17 protein-coding genes are annotated in these 19,698 nt (G+C 41.5%); 2 read left to right on the top strand and 15 right to left on the bottom strand.

Annotation, left to right across the window (positions count from 1 at the left end):
• Positions 1–7 precede the first annotated feature (7 nt).
• The 8 genes from ACP2AF_RS10605 to ACP2AF_RS10570 all read right to left on the bottom strand — a co-directional run bounded on the left by ACP2AF_RS10605 (position 8) and on the right by ACP2AF_RS10570 (position 6,145).
• Positions 8–1,267, bottom strand: a complete 1,260-nt coding sequence (locus ACP2AF_RS10605) for a serine hydrolase domain-containing protein (protein WP_425236130.1) — start codon at positions 1,265–1,267, stop codon at positions 8–10.
• Between the two features lie 19 nt (positions 1,268–1,286).
• On the bottom strand, positions 1,287–2,126 hold the full coding sequence (locus ACP2AF_RS10600; protein WP_425236129.1) for an NmrA family NAD(P)-binding protein: 840 nt from the start codon (positions 2,124–2,126) through the stop codon (positions 1,287–1,289).
• Between the two features lie 36 nt (positions 2,127–2,162).
• Positions 2,163–2,705, bottom strand: coding sequence for an NADPH-dependent FMN reductase (locus ACP2AF_RS10595; protein WP_425236128.1), 543 nt, complete (start codon positions 2,703–2,705; stop codon positions 2,163–2,165).
• A 4-nt stretch (positions 2,706–2,709) separates the two neighbouring features.
• Positions 2,710–3,162 carry a DoxX family protein gene (locus ACP2AF_RS10590; protein ID WP_425236127.1) on the bottom strand — a complete coding sequence of 151 codons (453 nt, stop codon included), beginning with the start codon at positions 3,160–3,162 and terminating at the stop codon, positions 2,710–2,712.
• Between the two features lie 22 nt (positions 3,163–3,184).
• Positions 3,185–3,826, bottom strand: coding sequence for a hypothetical protein (locus ACP2AF_RS10585; protein WP_425236126.1), 642 nt, complete (start codon positions 3,824–3,826; stop codon positions 3,185–3,187).
• A 53-nt stretch (positions 3,827–3,879) separates the two neighbouring features.
• Positions 3,880–4,473 (bottom strand): Crp/Fnr family transcriptional regulator, encoded by a 594-nt coding sequence (locus ACP2AF_RS10580; protein ID WP_425236125.1) that lies wholly within the window; start codon positions 4,471–4,473, stop codon positions 3,880–3,882.
• A gap of 179 nt (positions 4,474–4,652) precedes the next feature.
• Entirely contained in the window at positions 4,653–5,120 is a 468-nt protein-coding gene (locus ACP2AF_RS10575) for a RidA family protein (protein WP_425236124.1), read from the bottom strand.
• A 158-nt stretch (positions 5,121–5,278) separates the two neighbouring features.
• Positions 5,279–6,145, bottom strand: coding sequence for a DUF5677 domain-containing protein (locus tag ACP2AF_RS10570; protein WP_425236123.1), 867 nt, complete (start codon positions 6,143–6,145; stop codon positions 5,279–5,281).
• Positions 6,146–6,419: 274 nt separating this feature from the next.
• Here ACP2AF_RS10570 and ACP2AF_RS10565 point away from each other — a divergent pair, with 274 nt between their 5' ends.
• The gene (locus tag ACP2AF_RS10565) at positions 6,420–7,631 is read left to right on the top strand and encodes an AAA family ATPase (protein WP_425236122.1); all 1,212 of its coding nucleotides are present in this window, start codon (positions 6,420–6,422) and stop codon (positions 7,629–7,631) included.
• A complete protein-coding gene (locus ACP2AF_RS10560; RefSeq protein ID WP_425236121.1) occupies positions 7,624–8,073 on the top strand; it encodes a hypothetical protein in 450 nt (149 codons plus the stop codon). The genes ACP2AF_RS10565 and ACP2AF_RS10560 overlap by 8 nt, the downstream gene beginning before the upstream one ends.
• A 172-nt stretch (positions 8,074–8,245) precedes the next feature.
• On the opposite strand, the gene ACP2AF_RS10555 is transcribed toward ACP2AF_RS10560, so the two are convergent.
• From ACP2AF_RS10555 to ACP2AF_RS10525, 7 genes are all read right to left on the bottom strand, one after another.
• Positions 8,246–10,594 (bottom strand): ABC transporter permease, encoded by a 2,349-nt coding sequence (locus ACP2AF_RS10555; protein ID WP_425236120.1) that lies wholly within the window; start codon positions 10,592–10,594, stop codon positions 8,246–8,248.
• A gap of 116 nt (positions 10,595–10,710) precedes the next feature.
• Complete coding sequence (locus ACP2AF_RS10550) at positions 10,711–13,185, bottom strand: TonB-dependent receptor domain-containing protein (protein WP_425236119.1); 2,475 nt, start codon at positions 13,183–13,185, stop codon at positions 10,711–10,713.
• 80 nt (positions 13,186–13,265) lie between these two features.
• Positions 13,266–14,075, bottom strand: a complete 810-nt coding sequence (locus ACP2AF_RS10545) for a helix-turn-helix domain-containing protein (RefSeq protein ID WP_425236118.1) — start codon at positions 14,073–14,075, stop codon at positions 13,266–13,268.
• Between the two features lie 52 nt (positions 14,076–14,127).
• Positions 14,128–15,057 carry a DUF5996 family protein gene (locus ACP2AF_RS10540; RefSeq protein ID WP_425236117.1) on the bottom strand — a complete coding sequence of 310 codons (930 nt, stop codon included), beginning with the start codon at positions 15,055–15,057 and terminating at the stop codon, positions 14,128–14,130.
• Positions 15,058–15,184: 127 nt separating this feature from the next.
• Positions 15,185–16,498, bottom strand: a complete 1,314-nt coding sequence (locus ACP2AF_RS10535) for a prolyl oligopeptidase family serine peptidase (RefSeq protein WP_425236116.1) — start codon at positions 16,496–16,498, stop codon at positions 15,185–15,187.
• Between the two features lie 76 nt (positions 16,499–16,574).
• Complete coding sequence (locus ACP2AF_RS10530) at positions 16,575–17,084, bottom strand: hypothetical protein (protein ID WP_425236115.1); 510 nt, start codon at positions 17,082–17,084, stop codon at positions 16,575–16,577.
• Between the two features lie 30 nt (positions 17,085–17,114).
• Positions 17,115–19,457 (bottom strand): TonB-dependent receptor domain-containing protein, encoded by a 2,343-nt coding sequence (locus ACP2AF_RS10525; protein ID WP_425236114.1) that lies wholly within the window; start codon positions 19,455–19,457, stop codon positions 17,115–17,117.
• Between the last annotated feature and the right edge of the window lie 241 nt (positions 19,458–19,698).

The raw sequence follows: 19,698 nt of genomic DNA, 5'->3' as shown, positions 1-19,698 counted from the left end.
GAAATGGCTACTTAGTTGTCCTTCGAATCAAAGCAATGGATATTACTAGAACCAGAATAACAAACAAACCGATGACAAAGGTCCGAATCATTTTATCCTGTTGCATCACGAATAAAAGTGCATCTATCTTTCCGGTTTGTATAAAAACCCAATCACTGGCAATTCTTGTTGCAAAATCAGTGCTCCCCGTGGTCAAAATAATAATACCGTTATTTGTCATTGGGTTATACCGGAAAGCTGTATTGATGGGCGGGTTATTTTTTCCATCATGACCTATAATATACTCGCCGTTTTCTATTTCTGTGTATAAAAAAGTTCCTAGTCCATAGATGGGTGCGCCTAGGGTCTTTGCTTCCACTTGCCACATTCTTTTTTGAAATTCCGTTGACAAGGGTTTTTGATTACTATGGTCTCCATCAAAAAAATAGAAGAGTTTTTCCAAGTCTGCTAAAGTGGTATAAAGCGCACTGGCAGCTTGGGCTGTATAGTAACGGTGCTGCGCTACGGAACCGTCTGTCCGGTAGAAATCACATAATCTACTTCCAAAAGTTTCGTCCCATTCATAAAATGAAGATGTCATTTGCAATGGCCCAAAAATTTCGGTTCTCATATAAACATCAAAGGTTTGTCCGCTTGCCTCTTCAACGAGAAGTTGTAGTATTGTAAATCCACCACCAGAGTAACGCCATTCACTTCCTGGCAAGATACCTACCGCGGTTTTACCATCACTACCTGGGTCTGCATCTTGGGCATTGGTCAATGATGCTTCCAAAGACTGAACATCTTTTGTATGCTCAAAACCTGCATATCCGAGTCCATCGGTTAAACCCGCTGTGTGGCTTAGTAATCTTCTTATGGTCACCGCATTGCTGTCAAAATTACCTTCAGGGAATTGCCACCTCGTGAGATATTGACTTGCAGGTGCCTCCAAATCCAACTTCCCTTCTTGAACAAGCTTCATAACACCGATCGCAGATACAAATTTTGAGAGCGATGCAACTTGAAAAACCGTGTTCCTATCCACAGTCTTACCATTCGAGTGAAAGGATTCTTTTGCAAGTTTTCCGTTTTCGAATACTGCTATGGCCATATTTCCAACATACTCATTTTGGAGTTCCTCTTGCACCGATACTACAAACGCATCAGGCGCTTTTTCATGGGTAAATGGAGTGTACCACCAACCTTTATCGGTACCTAGAAAAATAATCACGATGTAGCTAACCGTCAATACAATTGTCAGTATTAAGTATTTCAAAAGTCGTTTCATAGGTTTCGTTTTAAAAGGGTTATTTGACGCTTACCTGCTCCCAAATTCCGGTCCTAGCCGTTTCACTAGCATATGCTGAAAATGTTTTTGCCTTTCTACCTAAAACACGTTCGATATCATTAATTACTACCTGATTACTAGGATTTCCTAACACTTCTTTGAATAAATAACCAAAAAGCCAAACATAAGAATCCGGCAATCCAGCTTTTCGCATACCATCCTTAAATTCGTCAATAGAAATGGGTACAAATTGGATCGTTGTATCAGAAGCTTCAGCTATAATCTCAACCACTTCCTTAAAGGTTCTTTTTTGAGGTCCAGTAACGGTTATGGTCTGTCCGTTATACGAATCATCCACAATTACTTTGGATACCACATCTGCAATATCATCTGCATCCACAAATGGAATTTCGGCCTCTGGCATGGGTAGTGCAACCACACCATTTAATACAAAATCCAAAAATGCCCCTTCACTAAAATTTTGATTAAACCACGAAGCCCGAACCAAGGTATAATTTAAACCTGAATTGGCAACGATATCCTCACAAGCTTCAGCTTCAGTTTCTCCTTTACCAGAAAGCAGTACTACTTTTTCTAAACCAGCCTCTAGAGCTTTTTCAGTGAGTGCTGTAATAGCATCCCTAGCACCAGGAACCGCCAAATCAGGATAATAGACAATGTAGGCTCTATCCATATCTTTCAAAGCCGCATCATAGGTTTCTTGATTTTCCCAATCAAAAGCAGGGTCTGTTTTTCTACCCACAATACGTACATTATGTCCTGATTGAGTCAAATTATTTGCAACTCTGCGACCGGTTTTGCCAGTTCCTCCTATTACTAAAATGTTTTCTGTTTTCATGTTTTTAAAGTTTAAAAGTTTATAATTATTCTGTTTTTATTTTGTGTAAGTAAGATGCTGTTCGAAAAGTTGAAGTTTTTGAGCTAACCCTTCCCTGAAGACGGCATTGGAAATCTCATCGTTCGAGAAATTTTCAAAGAAACTGGGCAGGGAAAAATCCGCGACCACATTACCACCTAAGTAGGGAAAAGAGGTTACTGCAGTATGCAGTACGCTAGTACCACCTTGACCACCAGGTGAGGTAGCCATTAAGAGCATAGGTTTATTTCTCCATATTTGGAGACTTACGCGGGACAACCAGTCTAAAGTATTTTTAAATACTGCGGTATACGTTCCATTGTGTTCTGCCAGTGCTATTATAAATCCATCAGCTTTATCAAATAATTCGCTAAGTCTTTTAATGGCTGTAGGGATCCCGTTTTCGTCTTCAAAATCAACTCCATAAATAGGGAGAACATAATCGTTTAGGTCTATTGAAATAATTTCTACATTTTCCAATAAACCAGATGTATACGATAGTAACCGTTTGTTGATAGATTTCTGACTATTACTTCCCGCCATTGTGATTATTTTTTTCATTTTTCTATCTTTTTAAGATGAAACCATCAATGGACCATGGTCCACTTCCATTAACTACAACACTTAAAGCAAGACCTATAATTAGAAGAGAATACTCATACCCTTCACCTGCTTGATTTCCAAACCAATTCATAAAAAAACCGTGTTCTAACTGCGTAGTAATGATTATGCCTGTAAACATGCCTACAAGTGATAATGCCCAAAATCTGGAGAAGAATCCAAGAACCAATGACATAGAGCCAAAAAACTCAAGCATTATTACTGAGAAGGCCACAATACCGGGCAGACCCATTTGGGTAGTCAAGGATTCCATTGTAGCGGAATAGCCATAGCCACCAAAGAGTCCCAGTAATTTTTGTGCACCATGCGGAAATAGTACTAGACCAAGAGTCCATCGTGCGATACCAAACCCAATATTTGGATTTGTTTTTAAAAGTTGTTTTACTACATTTTTCATAATGTTTAAGATTTAAAATTGTTTATAGGGTTCTGCGATAATAAAATCCGAAAGAAGATTTTTCGATGGGTTTGGGACCAAACTGGTCAAGATCTATACCTATACCAACCTGATGGTCATAAAAGGACACTCCGACTCTCAACTGTTGAAAGCTTCTTGAATGCCTTTTAAACCCATCCCAAATAGTCAAGAACTGACCGTTTAACCACAGCGATAGATTATCTCTTAAAGATGTGTTGTACTGAATTTGTACAAATACTTCTGCATAGCTAGCGTTCTTTTGTTCCGAATGAGCTACAGTGGGCATCAGTACAAATAACACTCGTGAATTTTTGAGGGCATACTTAGCGGATAATCTTTCAGAATAGCCGGCAAAGCTGTTATAGTATATGGAAGGTCCTAGAGCAATATTTTTGGTAATGTTCCAAAACAATGTGGGTTGTACACCAATCTCATCAAATTCTTGGTTCTCTTTTTTAAACTTTTGAAAGAAAGCCAGCGTATTGATGCTCAGGGTCTGACTTTTATTAATAGGATAGCTGTAGAATAGCGTAAAATCAGTTTTATCAAATCCTGAAAACAGCTCTACTTGAGTAAATTGAGCTTGCACTAGATTCGAAAACCCAATGCTTATAAGAAAAGTGATAATTATGATTTTTTTCATGCTTCAAAATTCCCTTGGGAACGCATGAAAAAAAATGAACTAGTTTAAGACTTTTACTTTCGGTTGACTTTAGTAATGATCTTACTCATAAATTCTGGTGTAATGCCAATGTAACCTGCTAGATCTTTTTGAGTAATTCTATTGACAATGTTTGGATATTTCTTTTTGAACTCGATATATCTTTCTTCTGCGGTTAATGAAATACCATGATTTGAGCGTCTTATATAACTAATTAAGGATCTTTGATACAGCATACGATAAAACCTTTCAAATTTTGGTATCTCTTGAAAAAGCAATTCATAATTAGCTCGCGAAATACCTAACAATTCTGAATCTTCGGTAGCCTTAATGTAATAACGTGTAGGTTCTTTAGTTATAAAGCTCGCCATATCACCAGTCCAAAAATCCTCTATTGCAAACATCGATATATGAGGGGCGCCATCTTCATCTAAGGTATATACCTTTAAGCAACCTTTGGTTATAAAATACTCATACTGGGTAATATCACCGGCCTGCATCAAAAATGATTTCTTTTTTACCTTTATTTCCGTAAGTAAGGAGAGATATTTCTGTTTTTCCAACTCGGTTAAATCAATGAACCTAGCGATATTAGTAAGTATTACTATATGTGATTCTTGGTAATTCAATTCAGGTTTAGTTTAATTAAAGTGCCTTTATATTCGGTGTTTTCAGTGATTATTGCCAACAATGCTATATAATCTTAGATTCTACATCCCAGCCTTACGAATGTAGTATTTTTTCTGTCGAATGTGCCAGCCGGTACACCTACGTTTTGTGCAACGCTTATCATTGCCGTGAGTAGCTTTTATTCGCTTTTTATGGTAAATGAAGCGGTCAGTCCAACACTAAAGTTTCTTGGTAATTTATGCACTCCGAAAATGGAACGGGAGTGTTTTCCCTTTTCCTCAAGTACTTTTACGAACAAGTCGGATGCTCCGTTGACCACTTTTGGCGATTCGTCCCAATCATCGCCCGATTGGAAATAGGCGTCTATATGGTTTAGTCCAATGATATGGTCAAATCCAACTTTTTTATCCATTTGTGCAAGTACATTTAAAGCACATAATTCCATGGCTTCATAACCTTGTTCAGACGTGATTTCATCTCCCAATCGGCCTTGATGTAAATATGCTTCGTTGCGTATGGGGAATTGGATGGCGACATAAGCTATATTCTCTCGAATGTTTACAGATACATAATTTCCACCGGGTGTTGAGACTTCTGGTAGTTCCAATCCCAGAGCAGCGAGATTTTTCTTTGGGTCTATATTCATTTTTTCAGTTCCATTTTTTGTAGCAAGTGGTTTCCGCGCTTTGTGGCATTGCCCAGTTGCTACGGCAATGGGATTCGGTTTTTTAAGTGCTTATTCCAAGTTGATTCTTCCAAAATCAAAGGCCTGTGCAACGGTTGCCAATTTTGGTATTTCTTTTTTTATGTTTTCAGATACTTTTCGTGTTCATTTAACAAGTCAGACTGATAATTCATTAAAAGCTCTACTTTTTCCACATAAAATTTTGACTTATTTAATTTCTCTTTTTCTACAAAAGATTTTGTTAACAATAAATTCATTCCGATTGCTCCATCCATTATTTGAGGTCTTGGTCTATTCCATTCGAGATTTAGCTTAAATTCATCATTTTCTCTTGTCAAATTATTCATTAAAATGTCTTGCCAATTTCCGTGAATTGAATGACTGCCTAAACCATAAAATATCTTATAAAATTGGTCACCTGCGACATATTCAGCTCTTTTCGCAATTGATTTCCATTTTGAACTTCTATTCACATTTTCTAAATCAAAATCGGATGAGTTAAAACTACTTTCGATTGATTTTTGCATTCTTTCCTCAATGTGCAATTTTTCGTCATTTCTGTCCTCTACATTGTCTTTTATGGTATTCCACAATTCTTTTTCGGTTATAAGCGAATATTTAATGTAATTTCTTAAAACATTTTCTTCGCCTTCAACTATCATAAATTGTATATTAATTGCTGTTTCAGCAATACACCGATTAAGTATATAACAGATTTCTAATTTACCATTGCAAATATTTTCAAGAAATGAGGTGTTCAGTTTTATCAACCGAGTTAGATTTCCGCCAATTATGGCTTCGTTCCGATTTATTTTTCTCGGAATTCCTTCATTTCCTTCGCAATATCTGTCTCCGACAATTAGAAATAGTAAAGTAATAGTTTGTTTTAATAATTCGACATAAGCATCCATAAACTGATTTTCATCTTTGAATTCAGTTAATTCAGCTTTTGAATATTTGGGTTTTATTTTATGTAGTTCGTTCAACGTTCGGTTAAAATGCATGCCAACGGTCTTGGCTATGACTCTGTGGCTAGTTTCAGGCGTTATTTTGTTGATTTAAAAATAGGAAAAAACGGCCAGGCGGTAAACCATAAGTAATGGCCGTTGTTGTGGCCAGCTATTTTGAAGGTTTGACTGCCGTAAATCCCTACTAAATTGACTTTTTTGCATTCTAATGTTAAAAAAATGCAATATGATGGCAAAAATACAACTTTAAAACGTACATTAGCCGAAACCTAAAGCAAAACTCCACCAGTCAATGTTAATTGAATTAAAATTCAAAAATTTCTTATCCTATAGAGATGAGACTAGGTTACTTATGACCAACGTCCGTTCCTTCAAAGAACTTGCTGAGACAAACATTATAAGAACTAAAAGGAACATTCAGCTTCTTAAAACCGCGGCTCTTTTTGGTAGTAATGGAGGCGGGAAAACCAATTTCATTTTAGCAATGAGTCATATGAAGGATACAATACATAATTCCTTTAGTGATTCTTTAAAAAAGATTGAGGATCGGGATACTCGCGATTATAGTTTTCAACTTAGTTCCACTTCGACTGGTGAACCGATAATGTTCGAAGTAACGTTTTTAAAAGAAAATATTATTTATCGATATGGATTCGAAATACATGAACATGAGATTGTATCGGAATGGTTGTTTAAGAAAGTAGAAGTAGAAACACTTCTTTTCAAGAGAAAATTCCTTGAATTCAAAATTAATAATAGTGGTTTTCCCGAAGGGAATAAACATAAAAAAGAGGTTAACTCTAATGTATTATTCCTAAGCCATTTAGCTCAGCATAATACTCCTGAAGCCAAGAATATTTTTTCTTGGTTTGAGGACATGAACGTTATTAGCGCACTGGATAACAGGCATTACAAAAATGTTACGAGTCTATATCTTAGGAATGATGCCAAATTTAAGGCCTGGTTAATTTTAGCAGTTCGATTTTTGGAAATTGCGAGTATCGAATTAAGTGAGGAGAATGACGAAATAATAACTTACCACAATAAGTTTGACGAAAACAATGTGATAATTGATACGGTTCCATTCAGATTGTCATTAGAAGAAAGTCAAGGTACAAGAAAATTGATTTACCTATTAGGTGCTATTTATGATACTTTAAAGTACGGTAGAATACTTTTTATTGACGAATTAGATTCTAAATTGCATCCTAATTTGTCAAGAAAGCTCGTAGAATTTTTCCATAAACTTAATCAAAATGGAGCTCAAATAATTTTTACTGCTCAAGACGCAACACTTCTCAACAAAGAGCTTTTTAGGAGAGATCAAATTTGGTTTGTTGATAAGAACCAATTCGGAGTTTCAGAATTGTATTCAATGTCTGAATTTGACTCCAACGTAGTACGAAACACTTCTGATTTCAGGAAAAAGTATTTGGAAAGTGTTTTTGGTGCGGCAAATACAATTGAAATTACTGAAGACTTAATTGCACTTATGAATGGCTAGTTACGACCCTGAATGGTACAAATCATATGAAAGAAAGCGGGGTAAAAAGCCCGCAGTGGGTCATAAAGAACGAACCATAACATTCAGTTGGGTTAAATTAGACATTAATCAAGGACAATCAATCAAAACTTGGGAGGAAAAAGGATTATTAGCTGAACTATGCGAGATGATGCGACAAGTTGGTCAATATTCTACTAGAGAGGTTCTTGCCAGACAAATGATTAAAACATATACTAAAGTTGGATTTCCGCCTAATTCGGAATTTGATGTTCCAAAACATGTTTCTCCAAAAAATTGGTCTGTTTTACATATTAAGCCAAATAGTAAGGAGGTCGTTGTGGGCTATATAGAAAATGATGTTTTTAATATCGTTTTTTTAGACGAAGAACATAAATTTTGGCCAGTGCAAGGAATTCAGAATAAAGGTAAAAATCGAAAATAACTGAGGATTTGAATAATTGGCTAAAACAGTTGTCTATGATCCTAAATCCAATCCCTACGAATGTAGTATTTTTCGTTCTAATAAGCCAGCCAGTACAACTACATTTTAAGTAAGGGATAGAAGCGACTTGTCCTTAGCTATAGGAATTCAATGGGATATGTAGTGGTACTGCCTATTCGGATTGTAAGGACGTTACGGGATTCATACGTACGGATTTCAAAATATGGTACCCCAAGGTAAGACCGCTCATGCCCAAGATCAACGTAGCGGCCCCTATAAAAACCAAGGCATCTAGGGAAATCCGATAGCTAAACCCAGTGAGCCAGTTTTCCAGAAGATACCAAGCCACGGGTATAGCCGTAGCTATGGCCAGTACTGCAACCCCCATATAACTCCGGGTGGTAGTCCGTACTAAATGCCAGGCATCGGCGCCCAATACTTTTCGGATACTCAATTCCTTGGTCTTTTGTAGCAAATGCAAGGAGAAAATGGCGAAAAGACCCATACAGCACAAGCCCAAGGATACTAAGGAAAAGAAGCCCAATAGTTTGGCCAAATAATCCTCCTGGGTATACATAGCCTCGATAAATTGATCAAAATGGGACAGTGCAAAAGGGGTATTCGGGAAAAAGTCCGCCCAGGCCGTCTCCACCAGATCCACGTTGGCCATCGCTGTTTTTACGAGCAATTTGGTGGCATACGCCTCGTCATAGAGAAACACAATGGGCTCTATGGCATTGTGCAGGGATTTGTTGTGAAAATTTTGGACCACCCCGATCACCCTTCTGGGCTTACCATAATACTGTATCGTTTGGCCCAAAGGGTTGTCCCATTGTAGCGATTGGGCCAAAGCCTGGTTGATCAACACGGCATCCTCTTGGTCGCTGGTCCGGTCGGCTTCAAAGTTTCGGCCTTGGGCCATTTGTATGTCTAGGAGGTCGCTAAAATTTTCGTCCACCCGGTAGAAGTTAAATACCTTTTCCACTTCCTCCCCGTTAACCATAACCTGAAAGAGCTCTTTGCCGTTATCCTCCCCCGGCAGGGCGCCACCCCCAATCAGGGACGCATTCTGGACCGTGGGAAAGCTTTGGATCCGCTCCCGAAACTGGATGTGCTTGTCTTTCAAATCCTCGCGCTCCGGAAGATCAACGATCATAACCTGCTCTTTTGAAAAACCCAAATCCTTGTTTTTCATAAAATGGATCTGCTGGTTCATGGTACCCTTGGCAATGAGGATGATCGCCGCTATGGCAAACTGAAATCCGAGCAGTACTTTTTTAAAGGTATTGACCGAAGATTTTTGGGAATGTACCAAATTGCCGGAAAAGGACAGGTAGACCCCGGAGTAACTGGTGCCCAACAGCCCAAAACCAAAAGTGATCAAGGGAAGACCGAGTAGCAACAGCCATTGGCCGGAGACATCCAAGGCCTGAAAACCGGAATATTGAAAATAGGTATTGGTAAACGCTAGCACCAGGATTCCGGCAACGAGCAGCACCAATACCGTCATGATGCCCGATTCCATAGCACTCTGCAGTACCAGTTGTCCCCGCGATATGCCCAACATTTTCTTCAGTTGAATTTCCTTGGTGCGTTGGGTCGATTGCGTCAGGGACAGGTTAATAGAATTGAGGCCGGCGATCAATAGCACCAATACACCCGCGAATAACAACGCATAGACATATTTGGCGTTGCCCTTGGGTACATCATCGATCAATGCGGGTGCAAAATACAGGCCTTTAAGGGGTTGGGCCCTGAATTGTACATCTACCCCGGATCCTTCCAGACCCGGTTTTAGATGTTCGGTCGTCATCTGGGCTAGCTGGTTATTCAAATCCTTTGGGCCCATGGACCCATCGAGCAGCACATAGGTATAATGCTCCAGATTAAACCACTCCTGTAGTTCATAATCGGACGCCAGGCCTTCCGAATGCAACAACGCCTTGGGATTCACATGGGAGTTCTTGGGCCAATCCTCATACACGCCTTGTATGGTATAGGCATGGTCCCCGATTGTAATCGACTGGTTTACCACCTCAGTACTCCCAAAATATTTTTCGGCCAAAGATCTGGATAACAGTATGGAATTGGGATCTGATAAAGCAGCGGTTCCATTTCCTGAAACAAAATTGAAAGTAAAGACCGCCAACCCCTCCGGATTGATGGCATAAAAGCCGTCTTCCTTAAAAAGCTCGTCATTGACCCGTACCACGGGGTTCCCCTGAAAAGTCAACCGCGCATAGTTGCCGATACCGGAATAGTTCTCCGCCAATACACCGCCCAAGGGTTTTCCCGTGGTGGCATAATTGTCCGTATTGCCCCCAGCGGTAATTTGCATGCTTAGCCTATGGATCCGATCCGAATGGTCCTGATACGCATCGTAGCGATAGGAATTGGTGACATAGTTGGCTATGAACCAAACCGAGGCAATGGCAACCGCCATTCCCACCAGACTGATTCCCGTATAGAGTCGATACTTGAACAAAATACGAAGACCGACCCTTAACCCATTCTTAATCATAGTGCTTGGAGTATTAAAGTTTATCGTCCTTGAAATTACGAATTCCAATCATACCAACCGAAGGTGCACTTTAGGAATTCCGGAACGGGCAGGGAAAGCCGGGTTTGCAATAGTTCTTAAAACTCCCGTTTGCCAAATTCACTTTCAATAAACTTGGCCTTGTTGGTATTCTTGTTGAAGGAATAGCTGAGATTGAGCAGGATCATATCTACCTCATAGACATAGTTGGTGGTGGTAAAAAACTCTCCGGGCCTTTCGGTCGTAATGCGCTGCTCGTTGGTATCCAGGAGGCCCATATCCATATTTTGCCATTGTAGCGTCGCTACCAACCGATTGTCCAGAAACGCCTTTCGAAACGTAAGGTTGGGCGAATAGAAGCGGGAATCCTCGCCCTGGGCGGTGTTTTGGGTCGAAAGATAATTGAAGGTAAATTGTAGGGAAGCCGTGGGAGTAAAGGCATAGGTGCTATTCGCATTAACGGAATACACGAAACTATGGGTATTAAGCGCTCGGTTATCAAAGGTGCCTGCTATATCATAACTATAAAAATTACCGCCGATAAAGTTGGACCAATTCTTTGTGGGTTTAAATTGACCGCCTACTTCCAGTCCCAGGGAACGACCCCGGCCCACATTGGAATAAATACGGTTTAAAATGGTATCATTAAAGACCGTATTTACCCGATTTACCAAATTCTCCACATTCCGAAAATAGGCGGTGGCGAACAGGGAGTGATCGCCCTTAAAGTTTTTGGTTATCCCGAGTTCCACTAAATCAATAAACTCTGGCAGCAAGGTGGCATCACCTTGTTCCAAGGTTTCGGAGTGTTCCCTTTCCGGAAAGGGATTCATTTTAAAGGTGGTGGTACGTTCAATACGCCTGCTATAGGCAGCCTTGATATGAGTGCGTTCATTTAGCTCGTATTGTAGGGAGGCGGAAGGAAAGGGTTTTACAAAATTGTAGGTATAGGTGGTATCTATGGTATTGGTCTTATCCCGAAGGTCAAAATCCCGATCCATGGCCTCCAGGCGAATTCCGGCGGCATAGTCCCATTTTCCCTTTTTTTCGCTGAGTTGGGCATAGGCGGAATGAATACTGCGTGTTAAATCCACCTCACTGGAGAATTCCGGTACCAGTTCAAACTCCCCGGTGACATTGTTACGGCGTTCGTATACAAAATCCCCCGTATGGTCCAGTATCCGGTACTGATATCCCGTTTCCAAGGTTCCGAAGGCAAAGGGTTTCCAGGCATAATCGAGTTGAAATCGGAACCCGTTCAAAGGGTTGTCGTTGGTATTGAATTCATCCTGATATACCAAATCGGTATTGGGGAATCCCAAATTCCGATTCGTGGTCGGCCCGCCCAATAAGGTATATTCATAAAGCAAGGAAGCCGACAATTTGGAGCGATTCTGAAAGGTATGTGCGTAATCCAGACTTCCTAAAACAAAATCCCCTTTTCGTTCCCTTAGGTTTTCATTGAAATACTGAAAAGTATACAAACGCTCCGTACCATTGGCAGGGGTAATGGCGTGGTTATCAAAATATAGGATATCCGCGGTTCTATCCTTTTGTCGCTTTCCAGCATAAAACCCCAGGGCAACTATATTGAGGGTATCCGGTTCAAAATCCACCGTAAATCTTCCGCTGTAGTTTACTTCGTCAAAACTACGTTCCCCATCGGAAGGAAAACGGGTAAGCGTATCGTTGAGGATAGTAAAGACATCCCCTTCCCGCCTCCCGGCCAGATCGTTTCGCTGGTAGTTGGCCCCAAAGGAAAAGTTCCATTGTTCCTTGCGGATGTTGTGGGTAACATCCACCCCATAACGCCGGGAAGGTTCGGTATTGCCATACCCTTCGATTGATGGTAGGCCCGCCCTGACATTGATTTGCGTAAAGGTTCCCGCTACCGATTCTTTCTGCATAATGATGTTCAATAGGCCTGCCTTGCCCTCCGGGTCATATTTTGCCGAGGGTGCCGTTATCACCTCTACCCTTTCCACCGAATTTGCAGGAAGTTGGTTCAAGAAAACCGCGGCATCGCCCTGTATCGGTTTCCCATTGAGTAAGAGTACGAATCCGGTACTTCCCCGTACACTAATCTCCCCTAAACCATTGACGGCGACCGAGGGTAGGTTTCTTAGCACATCTGTTACGGTCCCACCTTGAGCGTTCTGAAACTTGGAAGCCTCAAATACCTGCCGATCGATCGTATTGATTACCGTGGCACTTTCGGCCTGTACCACCACTTCGTTCAGTTGGTTCGTCCCAATTTTAAGTAGTATTGTCCCAAGTTCCTTGGCTTCATTGCGGACGTTTAAACGAATATCACGAATAGTTTTTGTTTCAAAGCCGATAAAGGAAACTTCTAGATAATACATGCCCTTTTTAAGATCGGTAAGGACAAAGACCCCTTCACCATCCGTAATTACTCCTGCCACCAATTCGCTATTTTCCTGATGGTACAAAGCGGCCGTAGCATATTCCAGTGGAGCTCTGGTATCACTACTACTAATTTTTCCGGTAATCTGGGCTAAGGTAAAATGGGAAACAAAAAACAAGATGAGGGCACCGCACAAGCCTAACTTCATGAAAAATCCATTGACACGTTAAATGTCAAATCTACACCTAGGTACCGAGGTCTGACGGTGTATTTGAAAAAGTTAAGGTATCATTGTCGTTTCTTGAACTGGATCGGGGTTTTGCCCTCGTGCCGTTTAAAGTACTTTACAAAATGGGAAACATCCTTGAAGTTTAATTTGAAAGCAATTTCGGTAACCGAAAGATCCGTGAAGTTCAATAATCGCTTTGCTTCTTTAATGATATGCAGGGCGATTACTTTGGAGGCGGTCTTTGAATATTCCTTTTGGCAAAGGGCATTTAGATTTTGGGAAGTAGTATTGAGCATTTTGGCATAGTACGAAACGTCGTTTTTTAGTTGTTTTCCCAAATAGGTATTGAATTGGGATAGTTTATCTCCCATAAAGGGAGCCCTTTCCGTTATGGCATAGCTCAGTATCTTGGCCAATAGGGCCTTTAAGGATCCCTCGATCACTTCGTTTTGACCAGACGTATTTTGCCTCGTTTCCCTACACAGAAGTTCAAAGAGACTATCGATGGTAGCATCCGGACCAACATCAATAACTTGTTTCTGGTTTAGCTGCCCAAGTTGGTGGTTGATCTTTTTATCCAGGGTCTTCTCCAAAAACTCGGCTTTGATGATAATGACGAATCCCTCGGGAAGGGTATTGATTTCCCAATGGTGTACCTGGTCTTTTTGGATCACAAAAACTACGGGCGGTTCTATACGGTACCTCTTAAGATCCATATGGTGAAGGCCCGAACCCTTCCTGAAATAGACCAGTTCCAAGTACTTGTTGTGCCTGTGGGGCTTGGTATACCGTTTGTTGATGTCAAAGGGCTCAATTTTTATGTGGGCATATGGGGAAATTTTGTTGTAGGTATTGATTGCGGTCCTCATGGATAATTGCCTATTTTCTCTGCCCTAAACTTAAGATCAACGTTTATTGGTTTCAAATATCCTCCAAGGAAGGAACCGTTAATTCGGTAACATTCCATTTGGCCCGTTTGGCTCCCGCTTGGTAGGCGCTTTCCAAAAAATCCAATACCGTCGTCCTTGGATTTTCCGAATTCCTGACCGTTTCATAGCGTAAGAGGGCCATGGGACTCCCATTGCTATCTACCCAATGGGCAGCATCCGGCGACAAGGGTTCTTCATCCAAGCCTTCCGGGGAGGGATAGGTATAGGCATAATACATAGGTTCGGACATATTATCATCGCCCGCCCAAAATCCAAAACTGATCTGTTCGTGGGAATAGGTGTCCCGTTCCAGAATACGCGCTGATTTATCCATGGGGGGAAGTTTCTTGTCCGAAACCCGGGTAACCGTTAGGTCCATGTGGTGCCAATAGATATGTACAGGACAGGTCTTCCCATAAAACCGGCCGCTAAATTCCTGAAAAACAGCGTGATTCCATCGCATCAATTTCCAGAACGTCTGGATATATTTCCAATCGTAATGATGGTATTCCTTGATGGCATCAAAACGCGTCTCAATACCGAGATCCAAAGGTTTCTCTATAAATTTGGGATGCAGGTCAAAACTGGCCAGCGCTTTCATAAAATGTCCGTAAAATTCCGCTATGGTGGGATTGGGCAACAGGGAAATATGAATGGGTTCGTATGAACTATGAGAGAGCACGACGGCTTTTTCCAATATATTGAAATCTATCTCCAGCGTATCAAGTCCGTCATTGACCGGAATACTATGGGTACCAAAGCCCCTGGAGGTAACGTAGAGCGTAATATACCACCAATGGTTTTTCCGGGTGGTCAGTTTTAGACGCGCCTTTCCAATAATCTGGAGAATTAAATGTACGGTGAGTCGGGTTTCTTTCCAGGCTTCAAAGGGTAAATCGGGCAATGCTATTTCTTTTTTCATAACTACTTTTCGCTTTCCTTTTTTAGTAATTCCATCTTTTTAAAAGTACAAAAAAGCAAGGGGCTTTTAAGCCTGTATTTTTGCATTTCCCCAAAACGTAAATCAAATTCGCCGTACCCCCTAGGCCTTACTTGCGCTGTGCGGCCATCCATTCCATTATCGTTACGGGTTTGCCTTCCCAAAGAACGGGATTGCCCTGAAAATCGAAATCGGCGTGGTTGGCATGGGAATAGATCCATGAAAAATGGCCATGATATCGGTAATTGGGACCACCGAAGAAGCCCGTAATATCCACTACGTTGTCGTAGTAGGAGAAATGGACATTTTGGGCATTGGCCTCCATCAGTCGTTTGTACAAGGGCACCACGGTCTCGTCCGGAAGGGTCACCGGGTCGTCCTTGGAATGGAGAAACCACATAGGGACATCCTTAATCTTCTGTAGCTGCTCGTCCGTAATAAACTGGGAATGATAGGCCAATGCGCTGATATAGCCAGCAGCAAAATAATCGGGATAGAGGAGTATCAACTTCAGCGACATATAGCCCCCATTGGAGCACCCTCCTACATAAATCCGGTCGGTATCAATTTGGGGATGATCGGCCACATATTTTTTGATGAGCCCCATTAAGGCCTCATTGTAGATATCATTTTCCTTTCCCCGGGTGTATTCCCCCGAGGCGCTTTGCATCCAAAAGGTCGGGCTTTGGGGTACAAGGACATAGGCCCCTCCAAAAAGGGATTGGATTTCATCCGAGGCGTAGTTGGCCGCCCTGTTGGCCATTAGGGGAATAGTCGTATCGGTGCCCCCTTCCCCTCCCCCATGGAGCCATATGATCAAGGGGGATTTTTTGTTGGAGGTCTTGGGTTTAAAAGAAGCATAGGACAGACTGATGTCCGCATTGTGCGTATACTTTCCGTTCAAATCGAATTCATTGACCAAGGGTAGGATCCTATTCGCCTCCTTGTCCCAAACCTTACCGGTTTCGGTATGGGTTATGGCCAGTTGGTAATCTATCCATACATTACCCCGTGCACTGGGAATATATTGCATGGGTGAGGCAAGGACCATATTCGGCCCTATGGCAAGGAGAAGGGTCAGGAATTTTCCTTCGGCCACCCTATGGCCATTTTTGTCGGATACATAGGCATACTGTACCGTCCGCTGTCCAGAGGCCATTTCATTGGGAATCTGGGCCTGTTCGGTACTACGCTTTACGGAAACTTCATATTCACTGGAATTGGCGGACGATATGGTCTCATTTAAGGACAAGACCACCCGGCTAGCGGCCGGACCCCAGTCATACCCTTCGACTATCAGGGTGTATTCCCCGGCATCTTCATTCCCGGATGGCAAAGGTTCCCTTGGCGGTTCGCCGGATGAAAGGAGTATCGGTGCAATGACCAGTACCCAAATAATCGAATTGAGAATACTTTTTTTCATTTGATCATTTTTTATGGTGTGAATTGATTCGTATCGGATAGTATCGCTTTAAACAAATGTAGGGTTTACCGGTTGGTCAAACAAATAACAGAATCAGGGTAAGCACTATCCCGCCCAAGGTAAAATAGAGGCCCTTTTTGAAAATTGGGGTATTGGGTCTAAACATCCAAAAGGCAGATAGTACAAAGAACAAAAGGGACACTCCAAAAAAGATATTGAGAAAAAACAGGGGATGATCGGAATTGGCCTTATGGATTTTGGCCATTTTGTCCAATAGTAAGGGTAAACGCTTCTCAAGATATTGGACCTCTCCCGTTGTTGTATTGTAGGTGCCGGTTTCAAAATAGATAAGTCCCTCTTCTTCCTTTTCTACTTTGAGATTCTTTTTCCGTAAGGCCTTGCCCAGATTCGCAGCCGTCAGTTGCGGTTCCAGCTTTTTTTCGACCTGTACGTCTTTTTTTAAATAGTCGGTATTCCTAAAAATAAGTACGATTCCGCTGATGGCGTACATGGCCATGATTCCAGCTAAAAAGAATCCTAAATACCTATGATAGGTACGCATGGTCTGTTCGGTCTTTCTTCCCATAACCCAAGTTTATTCGGCCGCAAAAATAGATTAAAATCTCCTTCTTGCCCCGGTAAACTCCATGGCTTCCCCTTTTCCAAAACCGTAACTGAATCCGAAGGCCACAAAAGTGCCCCTTAAGCGGCGACTATAGATAAAGAAGTTTTCCTGACTTATTTCATTTTCACGTATTCTGGATGCAAAGGCATCCCGTACACTTAAATTCAGCACGCCCCTTCCCTTAAATAATTTTTTCCGTAGGCCCAGGTCCAAAAAAGCCATTTCACTTATTCTACCCTGAACGGTCTCATAACTAGATCGATAATTTCCAGTAGCTTCCAAATCAATATCCGCTGGGAGCTTCACTTTGGTCATCAATTTGGAAGACCATTGGTTTGCACTGAAATCGAAGACGGTATCATCAAAAAATCCATCGCGAGCAAACTGGCTATAGTTAAAGTCTGCATTAAGGGTTAGCCATTTAACAGGACTATATTTGGTATTGAACTCGATCCCCGTGGACCTATTGGTACCAATATTCTCCGGTCTAACGGTATTCACGTTGTTCTCAAAAATGGATATTCTCTCAATTACATCTGTGGTGTACCGATGATAGACTCCAAAATTTAGGGAAGTCCTGCCTACAAAGAAAATACTGGTAAGCTCATAGGAATCGGTAAATTCAGGCATTAAGTCCGGATTACCTTGACGAATGTTAAAATTGTTCCGGATATTGAAAAAAGGATTTAAATCCCAGAGCCGTGGCCTATAAATACGTTTTGAGTACCCAGCCTGCAACGATATCTTTTCGGAAAACTTATAGGAGGTATGTACGCTGGGAAATAGATTGGTATAATTCTGATCATTGATCTCATTGGTATTGATAAGTATGGTGTTCAAATCCGTTTGCTCCAAACGCACACCAGCCTTTACCCCCCATTTTTCCCCTTCATACGCTCCTGTACCATAAAGTCCCAAAACCTTCTGATCAAATTCAAAAATATTGGTAAGACCGGGGTCGTTTATAAATTCCCCCCCTATCAGATCATTGACCTCAAAATCATTGCTTACGTCATTGAGGACATACTGTGTTCCAGTCTCCACGGTCCATTTCTTGGCAAGAGGTAAGGTATAGTCCAATTTAAAGGTAAAAACGGATTCCTTAAAATCAGTTCGGGTCCGTTGCGCATCATCATTGTCCTCTCCGGAAATTGTGGTATCCAGAAAATCCGAGGATTGGTCCTTTCCAAAGAAGCTCCCCAATGCACTGAACATTAATGTATGATCCTCATCCCCTTTAAAATCTTTTTTATACTGCAGTTCATATTGGAATTTTGGATTGGTGGCTTCCGTGGTTTCGTTACGTTCCCATTGAGAGGTAATTTCATCCGAGGCATCCAATGCGGCAAAATTAGTGGTAGAAGGTTGGTCTTCAAGCTCCAGCGCAAAATTTCCCGAGAGGGTTATAACGTCATTGGGGCTTAGGTAGTAGTCGGTTCCCAATATAAAATTGTAATAGTTTTCATTCCTGAATTCCTCACCCGTGGTCAAAATGGTGGTATTGTTTATCAAATCCACGTTCCTATTTTCAATGTCATTGGGCAGATCTCGAAATCCTACCCCTATCTGACTGAATAGATTAAACTTCTCTGTCCTCCGGTTTAAGCTTATCCCCACACTATTGTTCTCTGGTGCCCCGGCATTTACGGAAACGGAACCGTTAAACCCCTTCCTTTCCTCTTTTTTAATTACAATATTGATAATACCCGATGTGCCCTCCGCATCGTATTTGGCAGATGGATTGGTGATGACCTCTACCCTATCGATCATATCCGCGGTAATGGTGCCCAAGGTATTCCCTTCCTCACTGGCAATTATGGAGGGTTTTCCGTTGATGAGCACCTGTACCCCTGCACTTCCCCTTAGACTTATCTGGCCCTCGATACTTACATTTACGGAGGGTACGTTGTTCAAGACATCCAAGGCACTTGCTCCGGTGCTGCTCAAATCCTTTCCCACGTTAAAAACACGCTTGTCCAGCTTAAATTCCGTCACGGATTCTTCGCCACGGACAACCACTTCATTCAATTGCTCGGCATCCTCGGAAAGTTCAATAGTGCCCAAATCAATGGTTTTACTCCGTACCTCGGGCTGGCCAAAGGTCCGTGTTTGGAAACCTAGGAAACTGATTTCAATATAAAAATTATTCGCCTCTGTCTCCAGGACAAAACTTCCATCGTCCAAAGTGGTAGTACCGCTTATCGGTTTTTTGGTCTCGTTATCCGCAACCATTATGGTGGCAAAGGACACCGGCTGTCCTCCAGTCTGCTCCACTACTATACCCTTTATGGTAATAGGGCCTGTATTTTGGGCAAAAGTTGTACAGATAGCCATGAAAAAGCTAAACAAGAAATAAGCAAGACATTTTGATTTCAAATTCATAGGGTATTCCAATTATGCTTTCAAAGATGTAATTCTTAAGAAAAAATTGAAAACAAAATCCTATAAACGACATGTATATGGCCCCAATCGACAATTATCCTTGAAAATTCATGTAGCCCTGTTGTTCAGGGGGGAAAGAACGTCGTTTGGAATACATCTTTTTATGGGTTACCTTTTATACTTTAGTTTAGGC

It is taken from the genome of Ulvibacterium sp., assembly GCF_965248315.1.
Lineage (GTDB): Bacteria > Bacteroidota > Bacteroidia > Flavobacteriales > Flavobacteriaceae > Ulvibacterium.
This window is presented reverse-complemented; position numbering and strand designations above follow the sequence as displayed.

Bases quoted from the DNA above. Each gene is read 5' to 3' on its own strand.
- ACP2AF_RS10605 (WP_425236130.1), bottom strand. From the start codon at position 1,267: ATGAAACGACTTTTGAAATACTTAATACTGACAATTGTATTGACGGTT.
- ACP2AF_RS10600 (WP_425236129.1), bottom strand. From the start codon at position 2,126: ATGAAAACAGAAAACATTTTAGTAATAGGAGGAACTGGCAAAACCGGT.
- ACP2AF_RS10595 (WP_425236128.1), bottom strand. From the start codon at position 2,705: ATGAAAAAAATAATCACAATGGCGGGAAGTAATAGTCAGAAATCTATC.
- ACP2AF_RS10590 (WP_425236127.1), bottom strand. From the start codon at position 3,162: ATGAAAAATGTAGTAAAACAACTTTTAAAAACAAATCCAAATATTGGG.
- ACP2AF_RS10585 (WP_425236126.1), bottom strand. From the start codon at position 3,826: ATGAAAAAAATCATAATTATCACTTTTCTTATAAGCATTGGGTTTTCG.
- ACP2AF_RS10575 (WP_425236124.1), bottom strand. From the start codon at position 5,120: ATGAATATAGACCCAAAGAAAAATCTCGCTGCTCTGGGATTGGAACTA.
- ACP2AF_RS10565 (WP_425236122.1), top strand. From the start codon at position 6,420: ATGTTAATTGAATTAAAATTCAAAAATTTCTTATCCTATAGAGATGAG.
- ACP2AF_RS10560 (WP_425236121.1), top strand. From the start codon at position 7,624: ATGGCTAGTTACGACCCTGAATGGTACAAATCATATGAAAGAAAGCGG.
- ACP2AF_RS10555 (WP_425236120.1), bottom strand. From the start codon at position 10,594: ATGATTAAGAATGGGTTAAGGGTCGGTCTTCGTATTTTGTTCAAGTAT.
- ACP2AF_RS10550 (WP_425236119.1), bottom strand. From the start codon at position 13,185: ATGAAGTTAGGCTTGTGCGGTGCCCTCATCTTGTTTTTTGTTTCCCAT.
- ACP2AF_RS10545 (WP_425236118.1), bottom strand. From the start codon at position 14,075: ATGAGGACCGCAATCAATACCTACAACAAAATTTCCCCATATGCCCAC.
- ACP2AF_RS10540 (WP_425236117.1), bottom strand. From the start codon at position 15,057: ATGAAAAAAGAAATAGCATTGCCCGATTTACCCTTTGAAGCCTGGAAA.
- ACP2AF_RS10535 (WP_425236116.1), bottom strand. From the start codon at position 16,498: ATGAAAAAAAGTATTCTCAATTCGATTATTTGGGTACTGGTCATTGCA.
- ACP2AF_RS10530 (WP_425236115.1), bottom strand. From the start codon at position 17,084: ATGGGAAGAAAGACCGAACAGACCATGCGTACCTATCATAGGTATTTA.
- ACP2AF_RS10525 (WP_425236114.1), bottom strand. From the start codon at position 19,457: ATGGCTATCTGTACAACTTTTGCCCAAAATACAGGCCCTATTACCATA.